This window comes from Bacillus salacetis (assembly GCF_049177075.1).
Lineage (GTDB): Bacteria > Bacillota > Bacilli > Bacillales > Bacillaceae_B > Rossellomorea > Rossellomorea salacetis_A.
Genome location: NZ_CP185377.1, coordinates 105,625 through 130,088, shown reverse-complemented (window position 1 = coordinate 130,088; position 24,464 = coordinate 105,625). Strand labels below are relative to the sequence as shown.

The 24,464-nt window shown below is 45.5% G+C and carries 22 protein-coding genes, 2 rRNA genes and 2 other annotated features; all 24 genes read right to left on the bottom strand.

Annotated features, from left to right (window positions below; genetic code table 11):
- Nucleotides 1–5 precede the first annotated feature (5 nt).
- Nucleotides 6–506 (bottom strand): 50S ribosomal protein L10, encoded by a 501-nt coding sequence (gene rplJ, locus ACOJQI_RS00680; RefSeq protein ID WP_421385364.1) that lies wholly within the window; start codon nt 504–506, stop codon nt 6–8.
- A 42-nt stretch (nt 507–548) separates the two neighbouring features.
- Nucleotides 549–693, bottom strand: a sequence feature (ribosomal protein L10 leader region).
- Between the two features lie 58 nt (nt 694–751).
- Nucleotides 752–1,450, bottom strand: a complete 699-nt coding sequence (gene rplA / locus ACOJQI_RS00675) for a 50S ribosomal protein L1 (protein WP_421382631.1) — start codon at nt 1,448–1,450, stop codon at nt 752–754.
- Nucleotides 1,451–1,570: 120 nt separating this feature from the next.
- Nucleotides 1,571–1,996 (bottom strand): 50S ribosomal protein L11, encoded by a 426-nt coding sequence (gene rplK, locus ACOJQI_RS00670; RefSeq protein WP_148941924.1) that lies wholly within the window; start codon nt 1,994–1,996, stop codon nt 1,571–1,573.
- 180 nt (nt 1,997–2,176) lie between these two features.
- The gene (gene nusG, locus ACOJQI_RS00665) at nt 2,177–2,710 is read right to left on the bottom strand and encodes a transcription termination/antitermination protein NusG (protein ID WP_421382629.1); all 534 of its coding nucleotides are present in this window, start codon (nt 2,708–2,710) and stop codon (nt 2,177–2,179) included.
- A gap of 201 nt (nt 2,711–2,911) precedes the next feature.
- Entirely contained in the window at nt 2,912–3,088 is a 177-nt protein-coding gene (secE, locus tag ACOJQI_RS00660) for a preprotein translocase subunit SecE (RefSeq protein ID WP_421382627.1), read from the bottom strand.
- Nucleotides 3,089–3,141: 53 nt separating this feature from the next.
- A complete protein-coding gene (rpmG, locus tag ACOJQI_RS00655; protein WP_421382625.1) occupies nt 3,142–3,291 on the bottom strand; it encodes a 50S ribosomal protein L33 in 150 nt (49 codons plus the stop codon).
- An 85-nt stretch (nt 3,292–3,376) separates the two neighbouring features.
- Nucleotides 3,377–4,030: an RNA polymerase sporulation sigma factor SigH gene (sigH, locus tag ACOJQI_RS00650; RefSeq protein ID WP_275887825.1), complete on the bottom strand. Its 654-nt coding sequence runs from the start codon at nt 4,028–4,030 to the stop codon at nt 3,377–3,379.
- Between the two features lie 68 nt (nt 4,031–4,098).
- The gene (locus ACOJQI_RS00645; RefSeq protein ID WP_421382623.1) at nt 4,099–4,608 is read right to left on the bottom strand and encodes an NYN domain-containing protein; all 510 of its coding nucleotides are present in this window, start codon (nt 4,606–4,608) and stop codon (nt 4,099–4,101) included.
- A 6-nt stretch (nt 4,609–4,614) separates the two neighbouring features.
- A complete protein-coding gene (gene rlmB / locus ACOJQI_RS00640; RefSeq protein ID WP_421385363.1) occupies nt 4,615–5,358 on the bottom strand; it encodes a 23S rRNA (guanosine(2251)-2'-O)-methyltransferase RlmB in 744 nt (247 codons plus the stop codon).
- Nucleotides 5,358–5,786 carry a Mini-ribonuclease 3 gene (locus ACOJQI_RS00635; RefSeq protein ID WP_421382621.1) on the bottom strand — a complete coding sequence of 143 codons (429 nt, stop codon included), beginning with the start codon at nt 5,784–5,786 and terminating at the stop codon, nt 5,358–5,360. Before ACOJQI_RS00635 ends, rlmB begins: the two co-directional genes overlap by 1 nt.
- 2 nt (nt 5,787–5,788) lie before the next feature.
- Nucleotides 5,789–7,186, bottom strand: a complete 1,398-nt coding sequence (gene cysS, locus ACOJQI_RS00630; RefSeq protein WP_421382619.1) for a cysteine--tRNA ligase — start codon at nt 7,184–7,186, stop codon at nt 5,789–5,791.
- Complete coding sequence (gene cysE / locus ACOJQI_RS00625; RefSeq protein WP_421382617.1) at nt 7,176–7,841, bottom strand: serine O-acetyltransferase; 666 nt, start codon at nt 7,839–7,841, stop codon at nt 7,176–7,178. Before cysE ends, cysS begins: the two co-directional genes overlap by 11 nt.
- Nucleotides 7,842–8,148: 307 nt before the next feature.
- Nucleotides 8,149–8,369 (bottom strand) — a binding site (T-box leader).
- Nucleotides 8,370–8,416: 47 nt separating this feature from the next.
- The gene (gene gltX, locus ACOJQI_RS00620; protein ID WP_421382615.1) at nt 8,417–9,874 is read right to left on the bottom strand and encodes a glutamate--tRNA ligase; all 1,458 of its coding nucleotides are present in this window, start codon (nt 9,872–9,874) and stop codon (nt 8,417–8,419) included.
- Between the two features lie 74 nt (nt 9,875–9,948).
- Complete coding sequence (gene ispF / locus ACOJQI_RS00615; protein ID WP_421382613.1) at nt 9,949–10,431, bottom strand: 2-C-methyl-D-erythritol 2,4-cyclodiphosphate synthase; 483 nt, start codon at nt 10,429–10,431, stop codon at nt 9,949–9,951.
- A 22-nt stretch (nt 10,432–10,453) separates the two neighbouring features.
- Nucleotides 10,454–11,143, bottom strand: coding sequence for a 2-C-methyl-D-erythritol 4-phosphate cytidylyltransferase (ispD, locus tag ACOJQI_RS00610; RefSeq protein WP_421382611.1), 690 nt, complete (start codon nt 11,141–11,143; stop codon nt 10,454–10,456).
- Between the two features lie 106 nt (nt 11,144–11,249).
- Nucleotides 11,250–12,344, bottom strand: coding sequence for a PIN/TRAM domain-containing protein (locus ACOJQI_RS00605; protein WP_421382609.1), 1,095 nt, complete (start codon nt 12,342–12,344; stop codon nt 11,250–11,252).
- A gap of 216 nt (nt 12,345–12,560) precedes the next feature.
- Nucleotides 12,561–13,634, bottom strand: a complete 1,074-nt coding sequence (gene disA / locus ACOJQI_RS00600) for a DNA integrity scanning diadenylate cyclase DisA (RefSeq protein WP_421382607.1) — start codon at nt 13,632–13,634, stop codon at nt 12,561–12,563.
- Nucleotides 13,635–13,638: 4 nt separating this feature from the next.
- A complete protein-coding gene (gene radA / locus ACOJQI_RS00595) occupies nt 13,639–15,015 on the bottom strand; it encodes a DNA repair protein RadA (protein WP_421382605.1) in 1,377 nt (458 codons plus the stop codon).
- A 296-nt stretch (nt 15,016–15,311) separates the two neighbouring features.
- Nucleotides 15,312–17,753 carry an ATP-dependent protease ATP-binding subunit ClpC gene (clpC, locus tag ACOJQI_RS00590; RefSeq protein ID WP_421382603.1) on the bottom strand — a complete coding sequence of 814 codons (2,442 nt, stop codon included), beginning with the start codon at nt 17,751–17,753 and terminating at the stop codon, nt 15,312–15,314.
- 12 nt (nt 17,754–17,765) lie between these two features.
- A complete protein-coding gene (locus tag ACOJQI_RS00585; RefSeq protein WP_421382601.1) occupies nt 17,766–18,836 on the bottom strand; it encodes a protein arginine kinase in 1,071 nt (356 codons plus the stop codon).
- The gene (locus ACOJQI_RS00580; protein ID WP_421382599.1) at nt 18,836–19,378 is read right to left on the bottom strand and encodes a UvrB/UvrC motif-containing protein; all 543 of its coding nucleotides are present in this window, start codon (nt 19,376–19,378) and stop codon (nt 18,836–18,838) included. The genes ACOJQI_RS00585 and ACOJQI_RS00580 overlap by 1 nt, the downstream gene beginning before the upstream one ends.
- Before the next feature lie 14 nt (nt 19,379–19,392).
- Nucleotides 19,393–19,857: a CtsR family transcriptional regulator gene (locus tag ACOJQI_RS00575; RefSeq protein WP_421385362.1), complete on the bottom strand. Its 465-nt coding sequence runs from the start codon at nt 19,855–19,857 to the stop codon at nt 19,393–19,395.
- A 1,332-nt stretch (nt 19,858–21,189) separates the two neighbouring features.
- A 5S ribosomal RNA gene (gene rrf / locus ACOJQI_RS00570) occupies nt 21,190–21,306 on the bottom strand.
- Between the two features lie 86 nt (nt 21,307–21,392).
- Nucleotides 21,393–24,328: ribosomal RNA gene (locus ACOJQI_RS00565) — 23S ribosomal RNA — on the bottom strand.
- Nucleotides 24,329–24,464: the final 136 nt, after the last annotated feature.

Below are 24,464 nucleotides of genomic sequence, written 5' to 3'. Positions count from 1 at the left end.
CAGGATTAAGCGCCTTGCTCTTCTTTTTGGTCCGCAACTGCTTTCGTCGCCAACGCGAAGTTGCGCATTGGTGCTTGAAGCACGCTGAGAAGCATGGAAAGAAGACCTTCGCGAGATGGAAGTTCAGCGATCGCTTTAACTTCTTCTACAGAAGTAACCGTGCCTTCGATAATACCCGCTTTGATTTCAAGAGCTTCGTGGTCTTTAGCGAAGTTGTTAAGGATCTTCGCAGGAGCCACAACCTCTTCTGTACTGAACGCAATTGCGTTCGGTCCAGTCAACACTTCATTTAAACCTTCGAAACCAGCCGCTTCAGCTGCACGACGTGTCATTGTATTTTTGTATACTTTGAAGTCGATTCCAGCTTCACGAAGTTGTTTACGAAGTTCAGTAACCTCAGATACGTCTAATCCACGGTAATCTACGATGATAGTAGATACACTGTTTTTCATCTTATCAGAGATTTCTTCAACTAGTTGTTTCTTTTGATCAAGAATGCTGCTCATCATTACACCTCCTGTAGATTTCTGATGAACATTCATACCGGTCTATCACAATAAAAATGCCTTCATATCGCAAATAGACATGAAGGCATTGCATACGAATTCTGTAAGAATCGTTATATCGCAATTACCTCGGCAGGATTTTAAGCTTGTCAGCCCCTGCTGTCTACGGTACAAATGTTATTTATTTTTTAACAACAGAATGAATTATATAACACCCAATCTGTTAAGTCAATATCAATTTTAAATTATTTTACAGCGAATGTTGAAGGATCTACTTTTACTCCAGGACCCATTGTTGAAGTAACAGCTACGTTTTTCACGTAAGTTCCTTTAGCAGCAGCTGGTTTCGCTTTAAGCATTGTATCGTACATTGTAGTGAAGTTCTCAACAAGCTTGTCTGTATCGAATGATACTTTACCGATTGGAACATGTACGTTACCAGCTTTGTCAGCACGGTATTCTACTTTACCAGCTTTGATTTCGTTAACCGCTTTTTCAACATCGAATGTTACCGTACCTGTTTTAGGGTTTGGCATTAGACCTTTTGGTCCAAGGACACGTCCAAGTTTACCAACTTCACCCATCATGTCAGGTGTAGCAACGATTACATCGAAATCGAACCAGCCTTGGTTGATTTTCGCGATTAAGTCTGATTCGCCTACGAAGTCAGCGCCAGCAGCTTCTGCTTCTTTTGCTTTCTCGCCTTTTGCGAATACAAGAACTTTTTGAGTTTTACCAGTTCCGTGTGGAAGTACAACTGCTCCACGGATTTGCTGGTCATTTTTACGAGTGTCTACTCCAAGACGGAAAGCCACTTCTACAGATGCATCAAACTTAGCAAAGTTTGTCTTTTTCACTAGTTCAACCGCTTCAGCTACATTGTAAGCTTGAGAGCGATCTACCAGCTTTTGAGCTTCAAGATACTTCTTACCTTTTTTAGCCATTATTATTTCCTCCTTGATTGTGGTTTTAGCGGAATAACCTCCCACGAATAAAGGTTGCGAGTGAAACAACCATTTCATCATCGCAACCTCGTCCAACATGCACATTCAACTAAACAGGTATTAGTCTTCGATGACAATACCCATGCTGCGCGCAGTACCTTCAACCATTAACATAGCCGCTTCTACGCTTGCAGCGTTTAAGTCAGGCATTTTCGTTTCAGCGATTTCACGTACTTTGTCACGTTTAACCGTTGCAACTTTGTTACGGTTTGGTTCACCAGAACCTGACTCGATACCAGCTGCTTTTTTAAGTAAAACTGCAGCAGGTGGAGTTTTAGTGATGAATGTAAATGAACGGTCTTCAAATACCGAAATTTCAACAGGGATAATCAAGCCAGCTTGATCAGCTGTGCGAGCATTAAACTCCTTACAGAATCCCATGATATTAACACCAGCTTGACCAAGTGCTGGACCAACCGGCGGCGCTGGATTTGCTTTACCAGCAGGGATTTGCAACTTAACAACCTTAACTACTTTTTTAGCCACGAGACACACCTCCTTAAAGTCCGTGATGTGGTAATAGGGCCAGTATTGCCCTCCCACTCAATGTAAAAAATGTCTTTATCAACATAAAGAACTTAATTTGTAGTACAGCAGTCTCTCTTGGAGACAGACTGACTTATGAAATATTATCACTTTTCAAATGTAATTTCAAGTTCTTTTAGATTATAATTTATCAATTTGTGTAAATTCCAGCTCTACCGGTGTTTCCCGGCCGAACATATTTACCAGTACTTTGACTTTCGCTTTAGCTGCATCGATCTCTTCGATTGTGCCTGTGAAATTGGCAAAAGGACCTTCTGTTACTGTAACCGTTTCGCCTAATTCGAAGTTCACATCGATCTTCTTCTCCACCATGCCCATTTGCTTCAGGAGCGTATTCACTTCTTCAGGAAGAAGCGGCGTCGGTTTAGAACCGGAGCCTGTGGAGCCAACGAATCCTGTTACTCCAGGTGTGTTGCGCACAACATACCATGAGTCATCCGTCATGACGATTTCCACGATCACATAACCAGGGAACACTTTCTTTTTGACTACTTTTTTCTTGCCGTTCTTAATTTCTGTTTCTTCTTCTTCAGGTACGACCACACGGAAAATCTTGTCTTGCATTCCCATTGATTCAACACGTTTTTCCAAATTTGCCTTTACTTTGTTCTCGTATCCTGAGTAAGTATGGACAACATACCAGTTCTTCTCCATTTATTAGGACTTAAAGTCCGTCCCTCCTCTAAATAAACATAATCAAAACTTTTTTTCGCCCAAATGAAAAAACCCGGTTTTCAACGGGTTCCTAGAAGTTTTGCGCTATTAAATGTCATTATACCATGAATTCTATCTCTATATACAATGCATTCTGCATTTCTCTATTATTGTGACAGGCCGCTATAAAACTATAGAGTTTTATCTGCCGGGAATAAGACGGATGATTTCAGAGATTCCCAAATCAATAACTGTAAAGAAAAGTGCAACAAAAATAACAGTAGAAATGACAGTAATTGTGTAGCGGGTAAGTTCCTTGCGTTTAGGCCAGCTTACCTTTTTCATCTCTGATGAGACATTGCTAAAGAATTTAAACATCTGTTGTTACCTCCAACTTGTATATATCACCGGGCATCTATCATAAAGTGTTCTTACTTGGTCTCTCTATGAATTGTGTGGGCATTGCATGTACTGCAAAACTTTTTCAACTCTAATCTATCTTGCTTTCCGCTTCTGTTATTGGGAGCGGTATAATTCCGGGAACCACATTCATTGCACGCTAAAACAATTTTGCTGCTCATAATTTCACCTGCTGTGCATAATACTAGTAAAGTCCTATCAAAAATAACACGGTGATGCCCTTATGTCAATAAGGCGCCGGGAGCCCTAAAGGGTGATTTCCCTTACTTCCAAGTACCTTTCAAGCTTTCGTTTGACCCTTTGCAGAGCGTTGTCTATCGATTTCACATGGCGGTTCAATTCCTCAGAGATCTCCTGATAGGATTGGCCGTCAAGATAAAGTGATAATACTTTCCGCTCAAGGTCACTCAAGAGTTCTGCCATCTTATCTTCCATGCTGTCAAACTCTTCCCTGTTGATGATCAGTTCTTCAGGATTGGTTATTTTGGCACCCGTTATGACATCCAGAAGGGTCCTGTCCGATTCTTCATCATAAATAGGCTTGTCCAATGACACATAGGAATTCAACGGAATATGCTTTTGCCGCGTCGCTGTTTTGATGGCTGTGATGATCTGCCTGGTAATGCAAAGCTCGGCAAATGCTTTAAAAGAGGTCAGTTTGTCCTCTTTATAATCGCGTATCGCTTTGTACAGCCCGATCATGCCCTCCTGAACAATATCCTCTTTATCCGCGCCAATCAGAAAATACGATCTTGCCTTCGCTCTCACAAAATTCCGATATTTTTTGATAAGAAAATCCAGCGCTTCACTTTCTCCCTGGTGAACCATCTCAATCACGGCTTCGTCGTCCATCGTCTCTAGTAGAGCTTTCAGTTCTCCTGTGCTGCTGTGAATGTCCACACATATCCCCCTCGCGCAAACAATAGATAGAAATATTATACAGTACAGTTTTTGTAAGCGTCAACAGGTCATCGCTGTCCTCTGCGCCATTTTTCAAAAATTTCTGCCACTTCTTCTGTCAGGGTGATCTTGGACGAAGGCTTGCCCTCAACCGTTTTCTTCACATTTTTTTCAATCTTTTTTTGTATGGACTGCCATTCATTAAAAAGTTCGCGCGCTGATTTCCGCAGTGCCCCCTGTCCGAATATGGCCCACTGCTCGGTGAAGTCGGAGGTAGCGACATAGATTTGGGTTTTAATATTGTTCAGCTCGATTGCCAGCTTTTCAATTCTTTCATCCGCTGTCTCGTTTTCCCTTGTATAAAAGACATCGACTCTGGAATTTTTATATTTTCTTTCAATACCACTTACATACTGAGCATCAAAAACAACAATGACCCTGTAACCTGTATACCCTTGATACTCGGCCATACATTCCACCAGGCGGTCCCTGGCCGCAGCAAGGTCTTTGTTCTTCAAATCCCTAAGCTCCGGCCAGGCCCCAATAATGTTGTATCCATCTACGAGGAGAATGTTCATCTTCCCCTACTCTCCCAAAGGATGGCGTTTGCGGTAGACCTCATACATCAGAATGCTGGCTGCGACAGAGGCATTCAATGATGTTACATGCCCAACCATAGGCATCTTAATAAGAAAATCACACTTATCTCTTATTAAACGGCCAATTCCTTTCCCTTCACTGCCGATGACAAGGCACATGGGCAAAGTCCCATCAAGCCTGCGGTAATCGTCGGCGCCTTTTGCATCCGTTCCGGCTACCCAGATGCCTTTATCCTTTAACTCATCAATCGTCTGTGCGAGATTAGTGACGCGTGCTACAGGAATATGTTCAATCGCTCCAGTCGATGCTTTTGCCACTGTAGCCGTAAGGCCCACTGCCCTTCTTTTTGGAATGATGATCCCATGGACACCCGACGCATCAGCCGTCCTCATGATCGAGCCAAGATTGTGGGGATCTTCAAGTTCATCCAACATTAAAAAGAATGGTGTCTCACCCCGCTGCTCTGCTCTTGCATACAGCTCGTCCATATCTGCATACTGGTAAGCCGCTACCGATGCGACAACTCCCTGATGGTTTTCCTTGACCATCCCTTCTATCTTCTGTTTCGGTACAAACTGGATCAGGACTTTCTTTTCTTTTGCCAGCTTGGTGATTTGCCCCATGGACCCTTTTTGCGAGCCTTCTGCAATCCAAATCTTATTGATTTCCCTGCCTGACTTAAGTGCTTCCATTACAGGATTTCTGCCAGCGATAAATTCACTGCTCATCATGATCCTCCTTTCTGGTCGGTGTTCTTATTATCTTCCAAAATCATTTGTATCAGTTCTTCAAGGCGTTCTTTCCGGTTCTGCAAAAATAAATAACCAATTAACGCTTCAAAAGCTGTGCTGTATCTGTAAGTCTGCACATCCGTATTCTTCGGGATGGTTCCGGATTTGGCGTTTCTCCCCCTGCGGACAATTGCCCATTCCTCTTCGGACAGCAAATCCCTGTCTGAAATAACTTTAAGTGCAGCCGCCTGTGCTTTTGCCGAAACATAGCCAGTCGCCGCCCGGTGCAGCTGGTTTGGTTTTACCCTCCCTGTCTGGAGAAGGAACTGCCGTACATAGGTTTCATATACGGCATCCCCCATATAAGCCAGAGTCAGGGCATTCATTTGTTTAGCATCGATATTTTCATTTTGCTGGTATAACATGATTATCCTCTTTTCCAGCGCGTTCCCTGTGCCGTGTCTTCAAGAATGATGTTCAAGTCTTTCAGCTTGTCGCGAAGCTCATCTGCGAGTTGGAAGTTACGGTCTTTTCTCGCCTGGTTGCGCTGGTTGATCATTTCTTCGATTTCTTCATCCAGCAATCCTGTTTCTTCGAGTTTCAGCCCCAGCACTTCGAAAAACTCCTGGAAATGCTTTATGAATTCATCGATCACTGTAACGGATGTATTCTTTTCCATAAGGTAATAGTTCGCTTGCCTGGAGAGCTCAAATAAAACAGAAATTCCGTTGGCTGTATTGAAATCATCGTCCATTTCCTTGATGAATTCGGTTTTCAGTGAAGCAATCTTTTCAAGCCAATCCTGATTATTATCAGTCAGCTCCGCGGATACTTCCCTTCTGTGTTTCAGGTTTTCATAAGATGTCTTCAGACGATCCAACCCTGTCTTGGCATTTTCGAGCAGTTCCAAGTTGTAATTGATCGGATGGCGGTAATGGACGGACAGCATGAAAAATCTCAGGACTTGCGGATCTTGTTCTTTAATGATGTCATGCACAAGAACAAAGTTTCCAAGCGACTTGGACATCTTTTCATTATCGATGTTAATATAGCCGTTATGCATCCAATAGCGGGCAAATGTCTGGTTATTGAGCGCTTCAGACTGTGCAATTTCATTTTCGTGATGCGGGAAGGCTAAATCCTGTCCGCCTGCATGGATATCGATCGTCTCGCCCAGATACTTCTTCGCCATTGCGGAGCACTCGATATGCCAGCCCGGTCTTCCTTGGCCCCAAGGGCTCTCCCAGAATATTTCACCTTCCTTGGCTGCTTTCCAAAGTACGAAGTCCAATGGGTCTTCCTTTTTTTCTCCTGCCTCAATCCTTGCTCCGACCTTCAATTCATCAATCGATTGATGGGAAAGTTTGCCGTAACCTTCAAACTTTCTTGTTCTGTAGTAGACATCCCCTTGAGATTCATAGGCATATCCTTTGTCAATCAAGGCCTGGATAAAATCAATGATAATGTCCATATTCTCTGTTACACGCGGATGGACATCCGCTCTCTGGCATCCCAGAGCCCCAGTGTCTTCATGATATGCCTCAATGAAACGCTCGGCGATGGTTGGCACGTCTTCTCCTAGTTCATTTGCAGCTTTGATCAATTTATCATCGACATCCGTGAAATTTGATACAAAGTTAACATCATAGCCCCTGTATTCAAAATAACGATGAACCGTATCAAAGACGATAGCCGGGCGTGCATTTCCTATATGAATATAATTGTATACCGTTGGACCGCAGACATACATCTTTACCTTTCCTTCTTCAAGCGGTTTGAATTCTTCTTTTTTCCTGGTTAGTGTATTGAAAATTTTAATGGTCATTTTGCCGGATATCCCCTTTCTTTTGCGCTTCTGCGAGCATTTTTTTCAGTGACAGTATTTGATTTTCCAAGTCGTTGCACCGGTCTGCCACCGGATCTGGAAGATCAGTGTGATTGAAGTCTTTCTCTTTTACCTTCACGCCGTCTTTAATGACGACTCTGCCTGGAATACCGACTACGGTTGAATTAGGCGGAACATCCTTCAGAACCACCGAACCTGCTCCTATTTTAGAATTCTCTCCAACAACGATTGAACCTAGTACTTTTGCGCCTGTGGCAACCAGTGCATTGTCTTTGATGGTCGGATGGCGTTTCCCTTTTTCCTTGCCGGTTCCACCCAGGGTGACTCCCTGAAAGATGGTCACGTTATCCCCGATTTCACATGTTTCCCCAATGACGACGCCCATTCCATGGTCAATGAAGAATCCTCTGCCGATCACCGCTCCAGGGTGAATTTCGACACCTGTAAAGAAGCGGCTTATCTGGGAAATCACTCTGGCAATGAAATAGAATTTCCGTTTATAAAATGCGTGGGCAAGTCTGTGGGCCCAAATCGCATGTAATCCTGAATACGTTAATATCACTTCAATTGAATTGCGTGCTGCCGGATCCTGCTCGAACACGGTCTGTATGTCTTCTCTTAGACGCTTGAACAACTGCGTTCCCTCCTTTCTTGCAACATATGCATGTTGATTTCCACTACAGGTGCTCGACTCCGCGGGGCGGGCGGTGAGCCTCCTCGGCTGCGCCTGCGGGGTCTCACCTGTCCCGCTAATCCCGCAGGAGTCGGACACCTTTCGTTCCAATCAACAAAATGATAACTAAGTGATTTCACTTCTTCCAAATCATAAGAATCAAACACCTTCATCAAAAATGATGTCAGCCTCCAATATACTCATTTCTCTGATTAAAACCAGAAACTACCGGTATTTTCAGGAAACAAAAAAACGCCTCTGTCCTTAAGACAGAGACGCTTTCGGCGCGGTTCCACTCTGTTTGGGTAAAACACGCAGTTCTCCCCCAACTTTATTCCTTGTAACGGAAGGAAACCGCCTTTACATACTATTTTCAATAAAGGACTCAGAGGTGCATTTCAAAAAACGAGAGGCTTAAACCACTTTCAGCCGGTGATGGTTCTCTCTGGAAAGCTTCGTTTTTTTACTTCTCCTCATCAACACTTTTTCATATTCGATTTATAGTACTTTTAATATATTACAATCTCGAGGAAATGTTAACCCAAAAGACTCTCAATTCGATGTTTTACTTTATCTTTCCCTAAAAGTTCAATGGCATTCGGAAGCTCAGGGCCATGTGTCTGGCCGGAGACTGCCGCACGGATCGGCATGAACAGCTTCTTCCCTTTTTGGCCGGTTGACTTTTGTACTGCTTTGATTGATTTTTTGATTTCCGCTGCTTCGTAATTTTCCAGCTGGTCGATTTCATTTACGAAAGCACGCAGTACTTCCGGCACCTGCTCTTCGTCAAGCACCTCTTTTGCCTCTTGGTCGTACTCGATATCGTCCTTGAAGAACATTCCGGAAAGCTCAACGATTTCAGCACCGTAGCTCATTTGCTCCTGATACAATGCGATCAATTTAAGTGCCCAGTCTCTTTCTTCTTCTGTAGGATTTTCACTGATTTTGCCAGCCTTCACTAAATGAGGGATCGCTAAAGCAGCAACCTGTTCAAGATCAAGATTCTTCATGTACTGGTTGTTCACCCAAAGAAGCTTCTGCTTATCGAAAACAGCAGGTGAAGTTGATAAGCGTTCAGGATCAAAGATATCTATGAACTGCTCTTTACTGAACAGCTCTTCTTCCCCTTTTGGAGACCAGCCCAATAATGCAATAAAGTTGAATAGTGCTTCAGGTAGATACCCAAGCTCTTCATATTGCTCGATGAACTGGATGATCGTTTCGTCGCGCTTGCTCAGCTTTTTACGGTTTTCATTGACGATCAATGTCATATGTCCATAAACAGGCGCTTCCCATCCGAATGCTTCAAAAACCATCAACTGTTTCGGCGTATTGGAAATATGGTCATCGCCACGGAGCACATGAGTGATCTTCATCAGATAATCATCGACTGCAACAGCAAAGTTGTATGTCGGAATTCCATTCTTCTTTACGATAACGAAATCGCCGATTCCATCCGATTCGAAGGAAACATCGTCTTTTACGATATCATTGAACTTGTATACTTTTCCTGCAGGTACTTTAAAACGGATGCTCGGCTGGCGTCCTTCAGCAGCAAGCTTCTCTTGGTCTTCCTGAGAAAGGTTGGCACATTTTCCGGAGTATCTTGGCATTTCGCCTCTTGCCTGCTGTGCTTCACGTTCCGCTTCAAGCTCTTCTTCTGTACAGTAACACTTATATGCAAGGCCTTTATCTAATAGCTCCTGATAATACTTGCTGTAGATATGGTTTCTTTCAGACTGGCGGTATGGGCCATATTCGCCGCCTTTGTCCACACTTTCATCCCAGTCGATGCCGAGCCATTGCAAGTATTTCAGCTGACTTTCTTCGCCGCCTTCAATGTTTCGTTTTTCGTCTGTATCTTCAACCCTGATAATGAACTTTCCGCCTGTATTACGGGCAAAAAGGTAGTTGAAAAGCGCTGTTCTGGCATTACCGATATGTAAATGTCCTGTTGGACTCGGAGCATAACGCACTCTGATTTCGTTTGTCATGAGTATTTCCTCCTCGATTCTCAGTATCTCTGCAATATTTTATCACCGTTGGGTTCATGAATAAAGTTATATTATTATTTTGTTGTTTTTACAACCAGCACGGTAGCTTGCGCGGCTATTCCTTCTCCTCGGCCGGTGAAGCCCAGTTTTTCTGATGTGGTTGCTTTTACGTTCACCTGGGAAATATCCGCTTCAAGGAGTTCCGCGATTCTTTCTCTCATTTGTGTGATATACGGAGCCATTTTTGGCATCTGGGCAATGATGGTGCAATCGATATTGGCCAGTTCATAGCCTTCCTCTTTCACCAGATTCCAAACATGGCTTAATAATTTCCCTGAGTCTGCATCTTTGAATTCAGGGTCTGTATCAGGGAAATGCTTTCCGATATCACCTGCCGCTATGGCACCAAGGCATGCGTCTGCAACTGTATGCAGGAGCACATCCGCATCAGAGTGACCAAGCAGTCCCTTTTCATAGGGGATGGTGATTCCTCCGATGATCAGCGGCCTCCCTTCCGTCAATTGATGAACATCAAACCCTTGTCCGATCCTGAACATGAATAATACTTCCTTTCCATAGCTAGTTATTTTGCCTTCTCTTTGCCAGGATTGCTTCTGCAAAGTATAAATCCTCCGGCGTTGTTATCTTAATATTATCATAGTCACTTTCAATAATTCCGACTTCCTCGCCCATCCGCTCTACAAGCGAGGCATCGTCTGTTCCTGTAAAGCCTTCCCGTTCAGCCCTCTGGTGGGCATCCATCAAAAGCTGGGTGCGAAAAGCCTGCGGAGTCTGGACCTGCCATAAGCTTGAACGCTCAATCGTCTCCTGTACTACACCATCCGCCGCTTTCTTAATCGTATCCTTTACAGGGGCAGCCGCGATGGCCGCTCCTCTTATTTCGGCTTCTTTCACCAGTTCTTTAATGACGCTTCCCGCAATGAATGGGCGGGCACCATCATGAACTAGCACCATTTCCGCATTTTCAACAGACTTAAGTGCATTGTATACGCTGTCCTGGCGTTCTTTACCGCCAAGGACCATGTTCTTCACCTTCGTTATTTCATGCGTTACGGCCAGTTCTGCCAATGCCTCTTTATCATCGGAATGAACTGCGAGGATAATTCCTTCACAATCAGAATCCCTTTCGAATACTTCCAGTGTATGAATAAGGATTGGACGCCCTTCTAATTCCAGCAGCAGCTTGTTCTTACCCGCTTTCATTCTTTTCCCCTGTCCTGCCGCCGGGATAATTACCTGGTATTTCATATGTATACTCCTATCTCCCTTATACTGATAAAAAGGCGGTGACGGAACTCTTTCCAGAGAACATTCGCCACCGCCGGTTTACCATGCTGTTATTTACACCTATGGATTATAACGCTTTTTCCAATTGTTTCGGTTTAGCAAAAATCATTCTTCCGGCAGAAGTTTGAAGTACGCTTGTCACAAGCACTTCAATGCTCTTGCCGATATAGTTCCTGCCTTCTTCTACAACAATCATTGTGCCGTCATCCAGGTATGCAATACCTTGCTTTTGTTCTTTCCCATCCTTAATGACCTGGACGCGCAATTCTTCTCCAGGCAGAACGACAGGCTTGACTGCATTTGCAAGATCATTGATATTCAAAACCTGCACACTCTGCAAGTCACATACTTTATTTAAGTTAAAGTCATTCGTTACGACAATCCCGTTCGTAATCTTTGCCAGCTTCACAAGCTTGCTGTCCACTTCCTGGATTTCCTCAAAGTCCCCCTCATAAATCTGGACTTCGATCGGAAGTTCTTTTTGGATCCGGTTCAGGATATCAAGTCCGCGTCTTCCCCGGTTTCTTTTTAACACATCTGAAGAGTCGGCGATATGCTGCAGTTCTTCCAGTACGAATTGCGGAATGACAATAATCCCTTCAAGGAATCCGGTTTGACAGATGTCGGCAATGCGTCCATCGATGATGACACTCGTATCCAGAATCTTAAGCGTCTTCTCCGGAGCATCAATCTCATCTTCAGACCCTTTCTTTTTCCCTTTGTCTTTGCTGCCCATCGAGAATAGGTTGATCAGTTCATCTCTTTTCTTGAACCCAACCTGGAATCCAAGATATCCCAGCAGAAGGGTCAGCAGGATCGGCACGACTGTATTGACAATCGGGATCTCCATAGAGTTAAAAGGAATTCCGAAGAGATAAGCGACGAATAAACCGAGAATTAATCCCAAGCTTCCGAAAAGGAGATCGGTTACCGGCGCTTTCACCAGCGTATCTTCAAACCACTTCACAAAGTTCTCCACGTACTTAACTGCCCAGAAAGTTAATATATAAAAAATAATAGCTCCTAAGATGGCAGTTATATAAGGGTTGTTTAATAACGGTTCATCTGACAAATTTATTAGTGTTAGTAAATCGGGAAGAAGAAAAATCCCTAATGTCCCCCCAAGAATAAGGAAACATGCTTGAACGATTCTCTTTAACATCCCCTCACCTCCTCCTACTCATTATAAACAATTTCCTATTTTTGAAACGTATAAAATCGCAATATTTTTTGAATGTAACTAAAAAGATACACTACTGTTATATTAGTATAGTTCCTTATGCTTCCAGCCTTTTTAAAAAGGCTAACACTTAATCAATAGGGTGTCAATTTTAAAAAAGTCATATTTTAACATAAAGCTGCTGGTGTGACAAATGACCTAAAGCTGCCTGTCCGCAAACGTTTGTTCCCTGATCAATTTCAACCCCTGTTTGATTTTGCGGGCCCTGACCTCCCCGATTCCTTCAACATCATCCAAAGCCTCTACGTCTGCTTTCAGGATATTCGGCAAGATCTCAAAATTGGTCACAAGGTTCTCAATGATGACGATCGGCAGCCTCGGGATTTTATTCAATACACGGTAACCTCTCGGACAGATGCCATCGTCCAAATGGATGTATCCATTATAGCCCAGCAGCTTGAGGAGCACCGTGTCATCCAGTACTTCGGAATGGACAAGCTCCTGAAACTTATGCAGAACATCGAATGGTTTGATATCCCGGGCATGGGAGTAATCTCTGATAATCAGCATCGCTTCCTCTTCTATGTCTGAAAGCAGTTCATTCATCTGCAGCCGGATCAGCCTTCCTTCTGTTCCAAGCTCACTTAAATAGGTCAAGAGTTCATTTTTGATCCTAAGGACCATTTCAAATCGGTGAAGGACCTGAAGGAGATCACTGTAGGTCACCAGCTCTTCGAATTCAAGCACGGAAAGGTTAGAGATGCTTTGGTCGAGCACAACCTTGTACTTCTCGAGCGTCTGGATCGCCTGGTTGGCTTTTGTAAGGATATTGGATATATCCTTCAAGGCATACCTGAAATTGCCTTGATATAAGGTGATGACATTTCTTCTTTGCGAAATGGCAATCACAAGGCACTTGGTCTGCTTGGCAACACGCTCTGCCGTCCGGTGCCTCATGCCGGTCTCAGAAGAAGGTACAGTGGCATCGGGGGCGAGCTGCGCATTGGCCAGGATGATCTTGGTCCCTGAATCATTTAAGATGATCGCTCCGTCCATTTTAGCCAGTTCATAAAGATAACTCGGCGAAAATACACTGTTTATATGAAAGCCGCCATCCACTAATGATTTCACTTTATCATTGTAGCCAATAACAATAAGCCCTCCCGTATTTGCTCTAAGGACATTATCGATGCCCTCGCGGAGCGGCGACCCCGGAGCAACGAACTGCAAGATATCGGACATCGACTTATCCTGTACCTTCTTTTCATTCATGTATTTATCCTCCTAAAATTTGCTTCAGCGCTTCATTGATATTTTTCACACCGATGATCTCAATTCCGGAAGGTGCCTTCCACCCCCCGATATTATTAGCAGGAATGATGACTCTTTTAAAGCCCAGCTTCGCCGCTTCCTGAACACGCTGTTCAATCCTGGACACACGGCGGATCTCACCCGTCAGTCCAACCTCGCCGATAATGCAATCGAATGGGTCGGATGACTGGTCCCGGAAACTGGAGGCAATGGATGCTGCAACCGCCAGGTCAATGGCAGGTTCATCAAGCTTTACACCGCCTGCCACTTTCAGGTAGGCATCCTGATGCTGAAGCAGAAAGCCGGCACGCTTTTCAAGAACAGCCATGATCAATGACACTCTGCTGTGGTCGATTCCTGTCGCCATCCTCCGTGGATTGTTGAAGCTTGTCGGCGTAACAAGTGCCTGGATTTCGACAAGAACCGGCCTCGTGCCTTCCATGGAGGCGACTACCGTCGAACCCGCAGCTCCCTGCGACCTTTCTTCCAGGAAAATCTCGGACGGGTTATCCACTTCCTCAAGGCCCAGTTCCTTCATTTCAAAGATTCCCATTTCATTCGTCGAACCAAACCGGTTTTTGACCGCTCTCAGAATCCTGTAAGCGTGATGCCTCTCGCCTTCAAAATACAGGACGGTATCGACCATATGTTCCAATAGCCTCGGACCTGCAATGGACCCCTCTTTTGTAACATGCCCGACTATAAATATCGCAATTCCTTTTGTTTTGGCAATCCTCATTAATTCTGCCGTACATTCCCGGACCTGTGATACACTTCCCGGGGCAGACGTCACTTCCGGATGGAAGATGGTCTGGATGGAGTCCACAATCACAAATTCAGGAGAAAGCTCCTCAATGGTCCCATGAATGGCTTCCAGGTTGGTTTCTGCGTATATATAAAGATCATCCGCTTTGATCTCCAAACGGTCTGCTCTCAGCTTTGTCTGTTTAATTGATTCCTCACCGGATATATATAGAACTTTATGTTTACCCTCAGCTAACTGGGATGAAACCTGTAAAAGCAAAGTCGATTTTCCGATACCTGGATCTCCGCCGATGAGGACAAGAGAACCGGGGACCACTCCCCCTCCAAGCACCCTGTTTAACTCTCTGGAATCCGTTTCTACCCGGGGCTCCTGTTTCGATTCAATGGATACAAGTTTTTCAGCTTTGGACGGACCCTGCTGTACGGAATGCTTAAAGGCCCCTCGAGGCTGTTTACCCGTGATCTCTACTTCTTCCACCATCTTATTCCATTCAGAACAGCCTGGACATCTTCCCATCCATTTTGCTGATTCATATCCACAGGACTGACACATGAATTTTGTTTTCTTTTTCGCCAACTGTATAACCTCTCTCTTTTATATCTATGTAAATTATTTTATTGAAATACTACTTAGGGAACGATTGCAGCTCATTTGCAGGATAGTGACAAATTAGGGGGGAGTAAAAAGACCCGGATAGCAATTTTCCTCTCTCAATCCAAGGGAATGTGGCAAATTGCCGCATCATTATGATCCTTTTGTAAAATGAAAAAAGGCAAGCCAAGAGCAGCCTTCCCTCTGATGGAACCCCTGCCTTGCAGCAGAGTCTTCCATCAGGGAATAAAGTGACTGCCCTTGATTGCTTGACCTGATCATTATGAAGGTGTGTTGCTCGTTTCTTTCATACGGACTGTGAACTCTTTATCTTCTACATCAATGACGACGTTTTGACCCGTAAGAACCGTTCCTTTCAGCAGTTCTTCAGATAGACGGTCCTCGATATGTTTCTGGATGGCACGGCGTAACGGACGTGCTCCGTACTCAGGATCGAAGCCTTCATCGGCAATCTTCTCTTTTGCCGCCTCTGTAAGCTCAAGAGAAATATCCTGTTCTTTCAGTCTGTTTGTCAATTGATCGGACATCAATGTCACAATCTCTTTCAGATGTTCTTTTTCCAGTGAATGGAAGACGATGATTTCATCGATACGGTTCAGGAATTCCGGACGGAAGGCTCTCTTCAGTTCCTCCATCACTTTTCCTTTCATATCTTTGTAATCCTGTTCCCCATCCTGGATGTTAAAGCCGACATATTTATTCTTCTTAAGTGATTCCGCTCCGACGTTTGACGTCATGATCAGAACTGTATTACGGAAGTCCACTGTACGTCCTTTACTGTCAGTCAACCGGCCGTCTTCCAATACTTGAAGAAGGATGTTGAACACATCTGGATGGGCTTTTTCGATTTCATCCAGCAGGATGACGGAATAAGGCTTGCGGCGTACTTTTTCGGTAAGCTGTCCGCCTTCTTCATATCCGACATAACCAGGAGGCGACCCGACAAGACGGGAAGTCGAATGTTTTTCCATGTACTCGGACATATCAATCCGGATCATCGAATCCTCATCACCGAACATGGATTCTGCCAGTGCTCTTGCCAATTCTGTTTTTCCTACACCAGTAGGCCCAAGGAAAACGAATGAACCGATCGGTCTTTTCGGATCTTTCAAGCCGGCTCTTGCTCTTCTTACAGCCTTCGATACAGCTTTAACCGCTTCATCCTGGCCGATTACACGGGAGTGAAGGATTTCTTCCAGCTTCAGAAGCTTATCCGTTTCAGTCTGTGCAAGCTTGCTTACAGGGATACCGGTCCAGCTGGATACAACCTTGGCTATATCCTCGACAGTCACTTCTGTGTTCTCCTGCCCCTGCTTTTCTTTCCAGGTTTTCTTCGTATCTTCAAGCTCTTCTCTCAAGCGCTGTTCCGTATCTCTTAGGGAAGCCGCCTTTTCGAATTCCTGGCTTTGGACCGCAGCATCTTTCTCTTTTCTAATCTCTTCAAGCTTCACTTCCAGCTCTTTCAGATTAGGAGGAGTGGTGTAAGAACGCAGCCTCACCTTTGAACCTGACTCATCGATAAGGTCGATCGCTTTATCCGGAAGGAACCGGTCTGAGATATAGCGGTCTGATAGCTTGACTGCCGCTTCAATCGCCTCATCCGTTATGGATACACGATGATGGGCTTCATAACGGTCACGAAGGCCTTTCAAGATTTGAATGGACTCTTCTGTTGTCGGTTCATCCACCTGGATTGGCTGGAACCTTCTTTCTAAAGCCGCATCTTTTTCGATGTATTTACGGTACTCATCCAGAGTCGTCGCACCGATACATTGCAATTCACCACGTGCCAATGAAGGCTTCAGGATGTTGGATGCATCAATGGCACCTTCCGCTCCGCCGGCACCAATCAATGTATGCAGCTCATCGATGAAGAGGATGATGTTGCCCGCCTGGCGGATTTCATCCATCACCTTTTTCAAGCGGTCTTCAAATTCCCCGCGGTATTTCGTTCCTGCAACAACCGTTCCCATATCCAGGGTCATGACGCGTTTGTCACGAAGGATCTCAGGAACTTCGTTATTGACGATCTGCTGTGCAAGTCCTTCAGCAATCGCTGTTTTACCTACCCCAGGCTCACCGATCAATACAGGGTTGTTCTTTGTTCTTCTGCTTAATACTTCGATGACACGCTGGATTTCCTTGCTTCTTCCGATTACCGGATCAAGGCTGTCTTCTCGCGCAATGGCTGTCAAATCTCTTGCAAGACTATCCAAGGTCGGCGTGTTCGCATTTGTGTTAGTGCCGCCCTGATGCCCATTTGATTCATTGCTGCCGAGCAGTTGAAGCACTTGCTGTCTGGCTTTGTTCAGACTGACACCAAGATTATTCAATACACGGGCCGCTACTCCTTCTCCTTCTCTGATCAGGCCAAGGAGGATATGCTCTGTCCCAACATAGGAATGTCCCAGTTTTCTGGCTTCGTCCATTGACAGTTCAATGACCTTCTTTGCTCTCGGTGTGTAATGGATCGTCTGGGAGTTCTCCTTGCCCTTCCCAATAAGGCTTTCCACTTCTTTCTGGATTTTTTCAGGGCTTAATCCAAGGGCCGTCAATCCTTTCGCTGCAATCCCTTCACCCTCACGAACCAATCCTAAAAGAATGTGTTCCGTACCAATGTTGCTGTGTGATAAGCGGATTGCCTCTTCCTGTGCTAAAGCCAACACCTTCTGGGCTCTTTCAGTAAATCTGCCAAACATCATATTCGTCTCCTCCTAACTACTTCTATTCTCAAGTTTAAGTCGTTCCCGAATAAATGCCGCTCTTCTTATGTCTCTTTCATCTGGGCGGAGCGGACCGCCTGAATATTGTTGTAAAAACCCTGGCTGGGTAAGAATCATTAATTCATTCAAAATATTGCGGGATATATTTTGTATATACCCTAAATCAATCCCCAATCTCACATCTGACAAACATTTAGCAGCTTCTTTTGACTCGATTACCCTGCAATTCTCAAGGACACCCAGAGAGCGGAACACTCTGTCTTCTAATTGTATGTTCGAAGTTTTCACTAATGCTTCCCGTGCTGATTGTTCTTGAGCAATAATCTGTTTGACGACTCCCGTTAAATCATCTACGATATCTTCTTCCGATTTTCCGAGAGTGATTTGATTGGAAATTTGAAAGATGTTACCTAAAGCTTCGCTGCCTTCACCATAAATTCCTCTAACAACCAGACCTAATTGGTTGATGGCAGGAATGATCCTGTTCATCTGCTGTGTGATGATCAAGGCAGGAAGGTGCATCATGACGGAAGCTCTCATTCCGGTTCCGACATTGGTCGGGCACGAAGTAAGATAACCGCTCTTTTCATGAAAGGCAAAATCCAGCTTGCTTTCCAGCCAGTCATCGATTTCATCAGCTTTTTTCAATGCCTCTTTCAACTGGAGACCAGGAAATAAACACTGAATCCGGATATGGTCTTCCTCATTTACCATGATGCTTATATCTTCTTTTTCTGAAAGCACAACTGCTCCATAGCTTGAGTCATCTGTGAGATTCGGGCTCACAAGATGCTTTTCCATCAGGACCCGCTTTTGAAGCGTCTGCATTTCTGACATTTTTAATAGTTCAAGATTCCCGTGCTCGCCTGATTCCTCGTCAATGCACCCCTGCACCTTTCCAAGAATCTTATTTGCTTCCTCTGAAGAAAAAAGTGTCGGAAACAAATATTCTTTTAAGTTGCGGGCAAGGCGGATCCGGGTGCTCAAAACGATATCTGAGTTAGGGCCGTCTTCACTCATCCAAGAGCTTGATGCCTGGCTCAAGAATTTCTCGATCGACATTACTGCTCTCCTCCCTCTTGGCGGATTTCCTTCTCAAGGGAGCGAATCTCATCCCTTACCCCTGCAGCCTGTTCAAATTCTTCATCCTGGATCAGCTGCTGCAGCTGTGCCCTTAATTCTGTAATCTTCTTCTTTAAATGGATGGTGCCTCCCATACGTGCGGGAACCTTCCCATGATGTTCGACATTCCCGCTGTGGACCCTCCGCAATATCGGGGTCAACTCATCTTTAAATGTCTCATAACAGTTCGAACAGCCAAAACGGCCTACATTAATGAACTGCTGAAAGGTCATCTTGCACTTATCGCATTGAAGCACTTCCTCTTGCTGTATCTGTGCTTCCTGCTGTTTCATTGCTGGACTCAAATTTAAAAGTCCTGAAAGGAGACTGTTGACCGAAAAGGCAGGAGATCCATCAAACATGAACATCTCCCCTTTTTCCTGGGCACATCTTTCACATAAATGGACTTCTGTCTTTTCCCCGTTCACTATCTTTGTAAAATGGAGAGTGGCAGGTCTTTCATTGCACTCCTGACAAATCAATTAACTCACCTCTCCTATTTATATTTTAAGGTAATCAGCATCGCCTTCAGCATCCTTGCCCGTAACTCATCCCTGTCAGGCAGATCAATATAAAGGACTGAGCGATCCATCACGCTTATCATTATTTTCGCTTCTCTTAAGGTAATAACCTCTTCTTCAACCAATCTATATACCAAATCTTCTGCAGTACTTTGAGAGACTCTATTATCTACCAGTGAAATCAACTGATCGACTAGATGGGCATGATCAAGGGACTGCACTTTCATAATGCGGATATATCCCCCGCCGCCCCGTTTGCTCTCGACCATATACCCTCTCTCAATCGTAAATCTCGTATTGATCACATAGTTGATCTGGGAGGGGACACACTGAAACTTGTCAGCAATCTCGCTGCGCTTTATCTCGACAATCTCATTGCCGCTTGACTCAAAAACCTTCTTAAGATAGTTTTCGATGATATCGGAAATATTCCTCATCAGGCCTCCTCCTCTTTTGACTTTGACTATATTTGACTAAGATTATACACCAGAACAACTTGTCATTGCAATCCATTAAATCTGCCTTAAAAGTTTTCCCAGGAGAAGGGGTTTCTTAAACCTGCGAATTGAGGTTTTATGTGGAATTAATGTGGCTGGTTGTTAACTTTGGAAGAATGGTAAAGGAGGAGGATGATATTTATCTACCGCTGTTGAGTTCATCGTACCGGATTTTATATTATCATGCTGGATCTGGAATTATTCTGTCTGAAAGCAGAAAAAACGTGCGAACAGACTTTTTTGTCGGGTAATGACGCTTTTTATTTTTGTTTATGCATGGATTTTGAGCGGGTATGCATCAAAGTACTTTCCGGATTGGGATTGAAAATAATTTCTTCACTTTTAATTGCTTCTAATTCTGAATTATTGCGTCGATTATTCTATAATTGCGTCTAATCAGAGGGGAATTGCGTCTAATTCCAAATTTTTGCGTCTAGCGCTTCTCCCCGCCCTAGTTCCTGCTTTTGCTGATATCCATAAAATAAGGGGTAAAATTCCCCTTAAACTGCATAACATGGCTGAGTTAGCGATAAATAAGGGTAAATTCTCCCCTTATTCCTGGCCCTTCTCCCCATTTTTCATGATTTTAAAGGAATAGCGGTAAAAACTCCCTTTATTTCAACTATTTTTTAGTGTCATTCCCTAAATAAGGGAAGTTTTTCCCCTTAATTTTAAACACAAAAAAAGAGCACCCATCAAGGTACTCTCTCATTTGCCTGGCGACGTCTTACTCTCACAGGGGGAGCCCCAACTACCATCGGCACTGAAGGCTCGGCCGGCGATGAGCGGCGAATCTCTTCGTCCGCTTCGCTCGTTCACATCCTCATGGGCAGAGCCCACTCCGGTGCTCTCTCCCTCGCGTCCTCGACCTTCTTGCTCCTCCCCGACCTCGCTCCTGCTTTTGAAGAATATTTAGGAAAGACCTCTCCAAACCTTTCGATTTCACCTCTCTTTAAACACAAAAAAGAGCACCCATCAGGGTACCCTCTCATTTGCCTGGCGACGTCCTACTCTCACAGGGGGAGCCCCCAACTACCATCGGCTCTGAAGGCTCGGCCGGCGATGAGCGGCGAATCTCTTCGTCCGCTTCGCTCGTTCACATCCTCATGGGCAGAGCCCACTCCGGTGCTCTCTCCCTCGCGTCCTCGACCTTCTTGCTCCTCCCCGCCCTCGCTCCTGCTTTTGATGAATATTCAGGGTAGTGCTTTCTAAACCTTTCGGTTTCATTCTTTCAAAACACAAAAAAAGAGCACCCATCAGGGTACCCTCTCATTTGCCTGGCGACGTCCTACTCTCACAGGGGGAGATCCCCCAACTACCATCGGCGCTGAAGAGCTTAACTTCCGTGTTCGGCATGGGAACGGGTGTGACCTCTTCGCCTTAATCACCAGACTATGTATGAAGTTGAAAGAACATCGTTCTCTCAAAACTAGATAAAGGTATGAAGAAAAGAAAGTATTCCGAGTTCGCTATAAATTGTGGTTAAGTCCTCGATCGATTAGTATCTGTCAGCTGCACGTGTCGCCACGCTTCCACCTCAGACCTATCTACCTGATCATCTTTCAGGGATCTTACTCACATAAAGTGATGGGAAATCTCATCTCGAGGGGGGCTTCATGCTTAGATGCTTTCAGCACTTATCCCTTCCGCACATAGCTACCCAGCGATGCCTTTGGCAAGACAACTGGTACACCAGCGGTGCGTCCATCCCGGTCCTCTCGTACTAAGGACAGCTCCTCTCAAATTTCCTGCGCCCACGACGGATAGGGACCGAACTGTCTCACGACGTTCTGAACCCAGCTCGCGTACCGCTTTAATGGGCGAACAGCCCAACCCTTGGGACCGACTACAGCCCCAGGATGCGATGAGCCGACATCGAGGTGCCAAACCTCCCCGTCGATGTGGACTCTTGGGGGAGATAAGCCTGTTATCCCCGGGGTAGCTTTTATCCGTTGAGCGATGGCCCTTCCATGCGGAACCACCGGATCACTAAGCCCGACTTTCGTCCCTGCTCGACTTGTAGGTCTCGCAGTCAAGCTCCCTTGTGCCTTTACACTCTGCGAATGATTTCCAACCATTCTGAGGGAACCTTTGGGCGCCTCCGTTACTCTTTAGGAGGCGACCGCCCCAGTCAAACTGCCCACCTGACACTGTCTCCCACCCCGATCAGGGGCGCGGGTTAGAAGTTCAACACAGCCAGGGTAGTATCCCACCGACGCCTCCACCGAAGCTGGCGCTCCGGTTTCCAAGGCTCCTACCTATCCTGTACAAGCTGTGCCAAAATTCAATATCAGGCTACAGTAAAGCTCCACGGGGTCTTTCCGTCCTGTCGCGGGTAACCTGCATCTTCACAGGTACTATAATTTCACCGAGTCTCTCGTTGAGACAGTGCCCAGATCGTTGCGCCTTTCGTGCGGGTCGGAACTTACCCGACAAGGAATTTCGCTACCTTAGGACCGTTATAGTTACGGCCGCCGTTTACTGGGGCTTCGGTTCGCACCTTCGCTTGCGCTAAGCACTCCCCTTAACCTTCCAGCACCGGGCAGGCGTCAGCCCCTATACTTCGCCTTACGGCTTCGCAGAGACCTGTGTTTTTGCTAAACAGTCGCCTGGGCCTATTCACTGCGGCTCTCTCGGGCTTGCACCCTACCAGAGCACCCCTTCTCCCGAAGTTACGGGGTCATTTTGCCGAGTTCCTTAACGAGAGTTCTCTCGCTCACCTTAGGATTCTCTCCTCGCCTACCTGTGTCGGTTTGCGGTACGGGCACCTTTTTCCTCGCTAGAGGCTTTTCTTGGCAGTGTGGAATCAGGAACTTCGGTACTATATTTCCCTCGCTGTCACAGCTCAGCCTTAACGGTGACGGGATTTGCCTCATCACCAGCCTAACTGCTTAGACGCGCATATCCAGCAGCGCGCTTACCCTATCCTCCTGCGTCCCCCCATCACTCAAACGGAAAAGAGGTGGTACAGGAATATCAACCTGTTATCCATCGCCTACGCCTTTCGGCCTCGGCTTAGGTCCCGACTAACCCTGAGCGGACGAGCCTTCCTCAGGAAACCTTAGGCATTCGGTGGACAGGATTCTCACCTGTCTTTCGCTACTCATACCGGCATTCTCACTTCTAAGCGCTCCACCAGTCCTTACGGTCCAGCTTCACAGCCCTTAGAACGCTCTCCTACCACTGACACCAGACGGTGTCAATCCACAGCTTCGGTGATACGTTTAGCCCCGGTACATTTTCGGCGCAGAGTCACTCGACCAGTGAGCTATTACGCACTCTTTAAATGGTGGCTGCTTCTAAGCCAACATCCTGGTTGTCTAAGCAACTCCACATCCTTTTCCACTTAACGTATACTTTGGGACCTTAGCTGGTGGTCTGGGCTGTTTCCCTTTCGACTACGGATCTTATCACTCGCAGTCTGACTCCCATGGATAAGTCTTTGGCATTCGGAGTTTGTCTGAATTCGGTAACCCGATGAGGGCCCCTAGTCCAAACAGTGCTCTACCTCCAAGACTCTTACTACATGAGGCTAGCCCTAAAGCTATTTCGGAGAGAACCAGCTATCTCCAAGTTCGATTGGAATTTCTCCGCTACCCACACCTCATCCCCGCACTTTTCAACGTGCGTGGGTTCGGGCCTCCATTCAGTGTTACCTGAACTTCACCCTGGACATGGGTAGATCACCTGGTTTCGGGTCTACGACCACATACTCATTCGCCCTGTTCAGACTCGCTTTCGCTGCGGCTCCGTCTTTCCGACTTAACCTTGCATGGGATCGTAACTCGCCGGTTCATTCTACAAAAGGCACGCCATCACCCGTTAACGGGCTCTGACTACTTGTAGGCACACGGTTTCAGGTTCTATTTCACTCCCCTTCCGGGGTGCTTTTCACCTTTCCCTCACGGTACTGGTTCACTATCGGTCACTAGGGAGTATTTAGCCTTGGGAGATGGTCCTCCCAGCTTCCGACGGGATTTCACGTGTCCCGCCGTACTCAGGATCCACTCAAGAGGGAACGAAGTTTCGACTACAGGGTTGTTACCTTCTGTGACGAGCCTTTCCAGACTTCTTCGTCTACTTCATTCCTTTGTAACTCCGTATAGAGTGTCCTACAACCCCAAGAGGCAAGCCTCTTGGTTTGGGCTAATCCCGTTTCGCTCGCCGCTACTCAGGGAATCGCGTTTGCTTTCTCTTCCTCCGGGTACTTAGATGTTTCAGTTCCCCGGGTCTGCCTTCCATACCCTATGTATTCAGATATGGATACTGCACCATTACGTGCAGCGGGTTCCCCCATTCGGAAATCTCCGGATCAAAGCTTACTTACAGCTCCCCGAAGCATATCGGTGTTAGTCCCGTCCTTCATCGGCTCCTAGTGCCAAGGCATCCACCGTGCGCCCTTTCTAACTTAACCAAAAGGTTAATCAAACAAAATATCTCATAAGAGATATCCTAAAACGGCGAATTCTCGGTTATTTCTTGACTTTCTTCATATATCTTTATCTAGTTTTCAAAGAACAATGTTTTAGATGGTGGGTTATTTTACTTTC

Coding starts and splice junctions, on each gene's coding strand:
- rplJ (WP_421385364.1), bottom strand. CDS start 506: ATGAGCAGCATTCTTGATCAAAAGAAACAACTAGTTGAAGAAATCTCT.
- rplA (WP_421382631.1), bottom strand. CDS start 1,450: ATGGCTAAAAAAGGTAAGAAGTATCTTGAAGCTCAAAAGCTGGTAGAT.
- nusG (WP_421382629.1), bottom strand. CDS start 2,710: ATGGAGAAGAACTGGTATGTTGTCCATACTTACTCAGGATACGAGAAC.
- secE (WP_421382627.1), bottom strand. CDS start 3,088: ATGTTTAAATTCTTTAGCAATGTCTCATCAGAGATGAAAAAGGTAAGC.
- rpmG (WP_421382625.1), bottom strand. CDS start 3,291: ATGAGCAGCAAAATTGTTTTAGCGTGCAATGAATGTGGTTCCCGGAAT.
- ACOJQI_RS00645 (WP_421382623.1), bottom strand. CDS start 4,608: ATGAACATTCTCCTCGTAGATGGATACAACATTATTGGGGCCTGGCCG.
- rlmB (WP_421385363.1), bottom strand. CDS start 5,358: ATGAGCAGTGAATTTATCGCTGGCAGAAATCCTGTAATGGAAGCACTT.
- ACOJQI_RS00635 (WP_421382621.1), bottom strand. CDS start 5,786: ATGTTATACCAGCAAAATGAAAATATCGATGCTAAACAAATGAATGCC.
- cysS (WP_421382619.1), bottom strand. CDS start 7,186: ATGACCATTAAAATTTTCAATACACTAACCAGGAAAAAAGAAGAATTC.
- gltX (WP_421382615.1), bottom strand. CDS start 9,874: ATGACAAACGAAATCAGAGTGCGTTATGCTCCGAGTCCAACAGGACAT.
- ispF (WP_421382613.1), bottom strand. CDS start 10,431: ATGTTCAGGATCGGACAAGGGTTTGATGTTCATCAATTGACGGAAGGG.
- ispD (WP_421382611.1), bottom strand. CDS start 11,143: ATGAAATACCAGGTAATTATCCCGGCGGCAGGACAGGGGAAAAGAATG.
- ACOJQI_RS00605 (WP_421382609.1), bottom strand. CDS start 12,344: ATGTTAAAGAGAATCGTTCAAGCATGTTTCCTTATTCTTGGGGGGACA.
- disA (WP_421382607.1), bottom strand. CDS start 13,634: ATGAATGAAAAGAAGGTACAGGATAAGTCGATGTCCGATATCTTGCAG.
- clpC (WP_421382603.1), bottom strand. CDS start 17,753: ATGATGTTTGGCAGATTTACTGAAAGAGCCCAGAAGGTGTTGGCTTTA.
- ACOJQI_RS00585 (WP_421382601.1), bottom strand. CDS start 18,836: ATGTCGATCGAGAAATTCTTGAGCCAGGCATCAAGCTCTTGGATGAGT.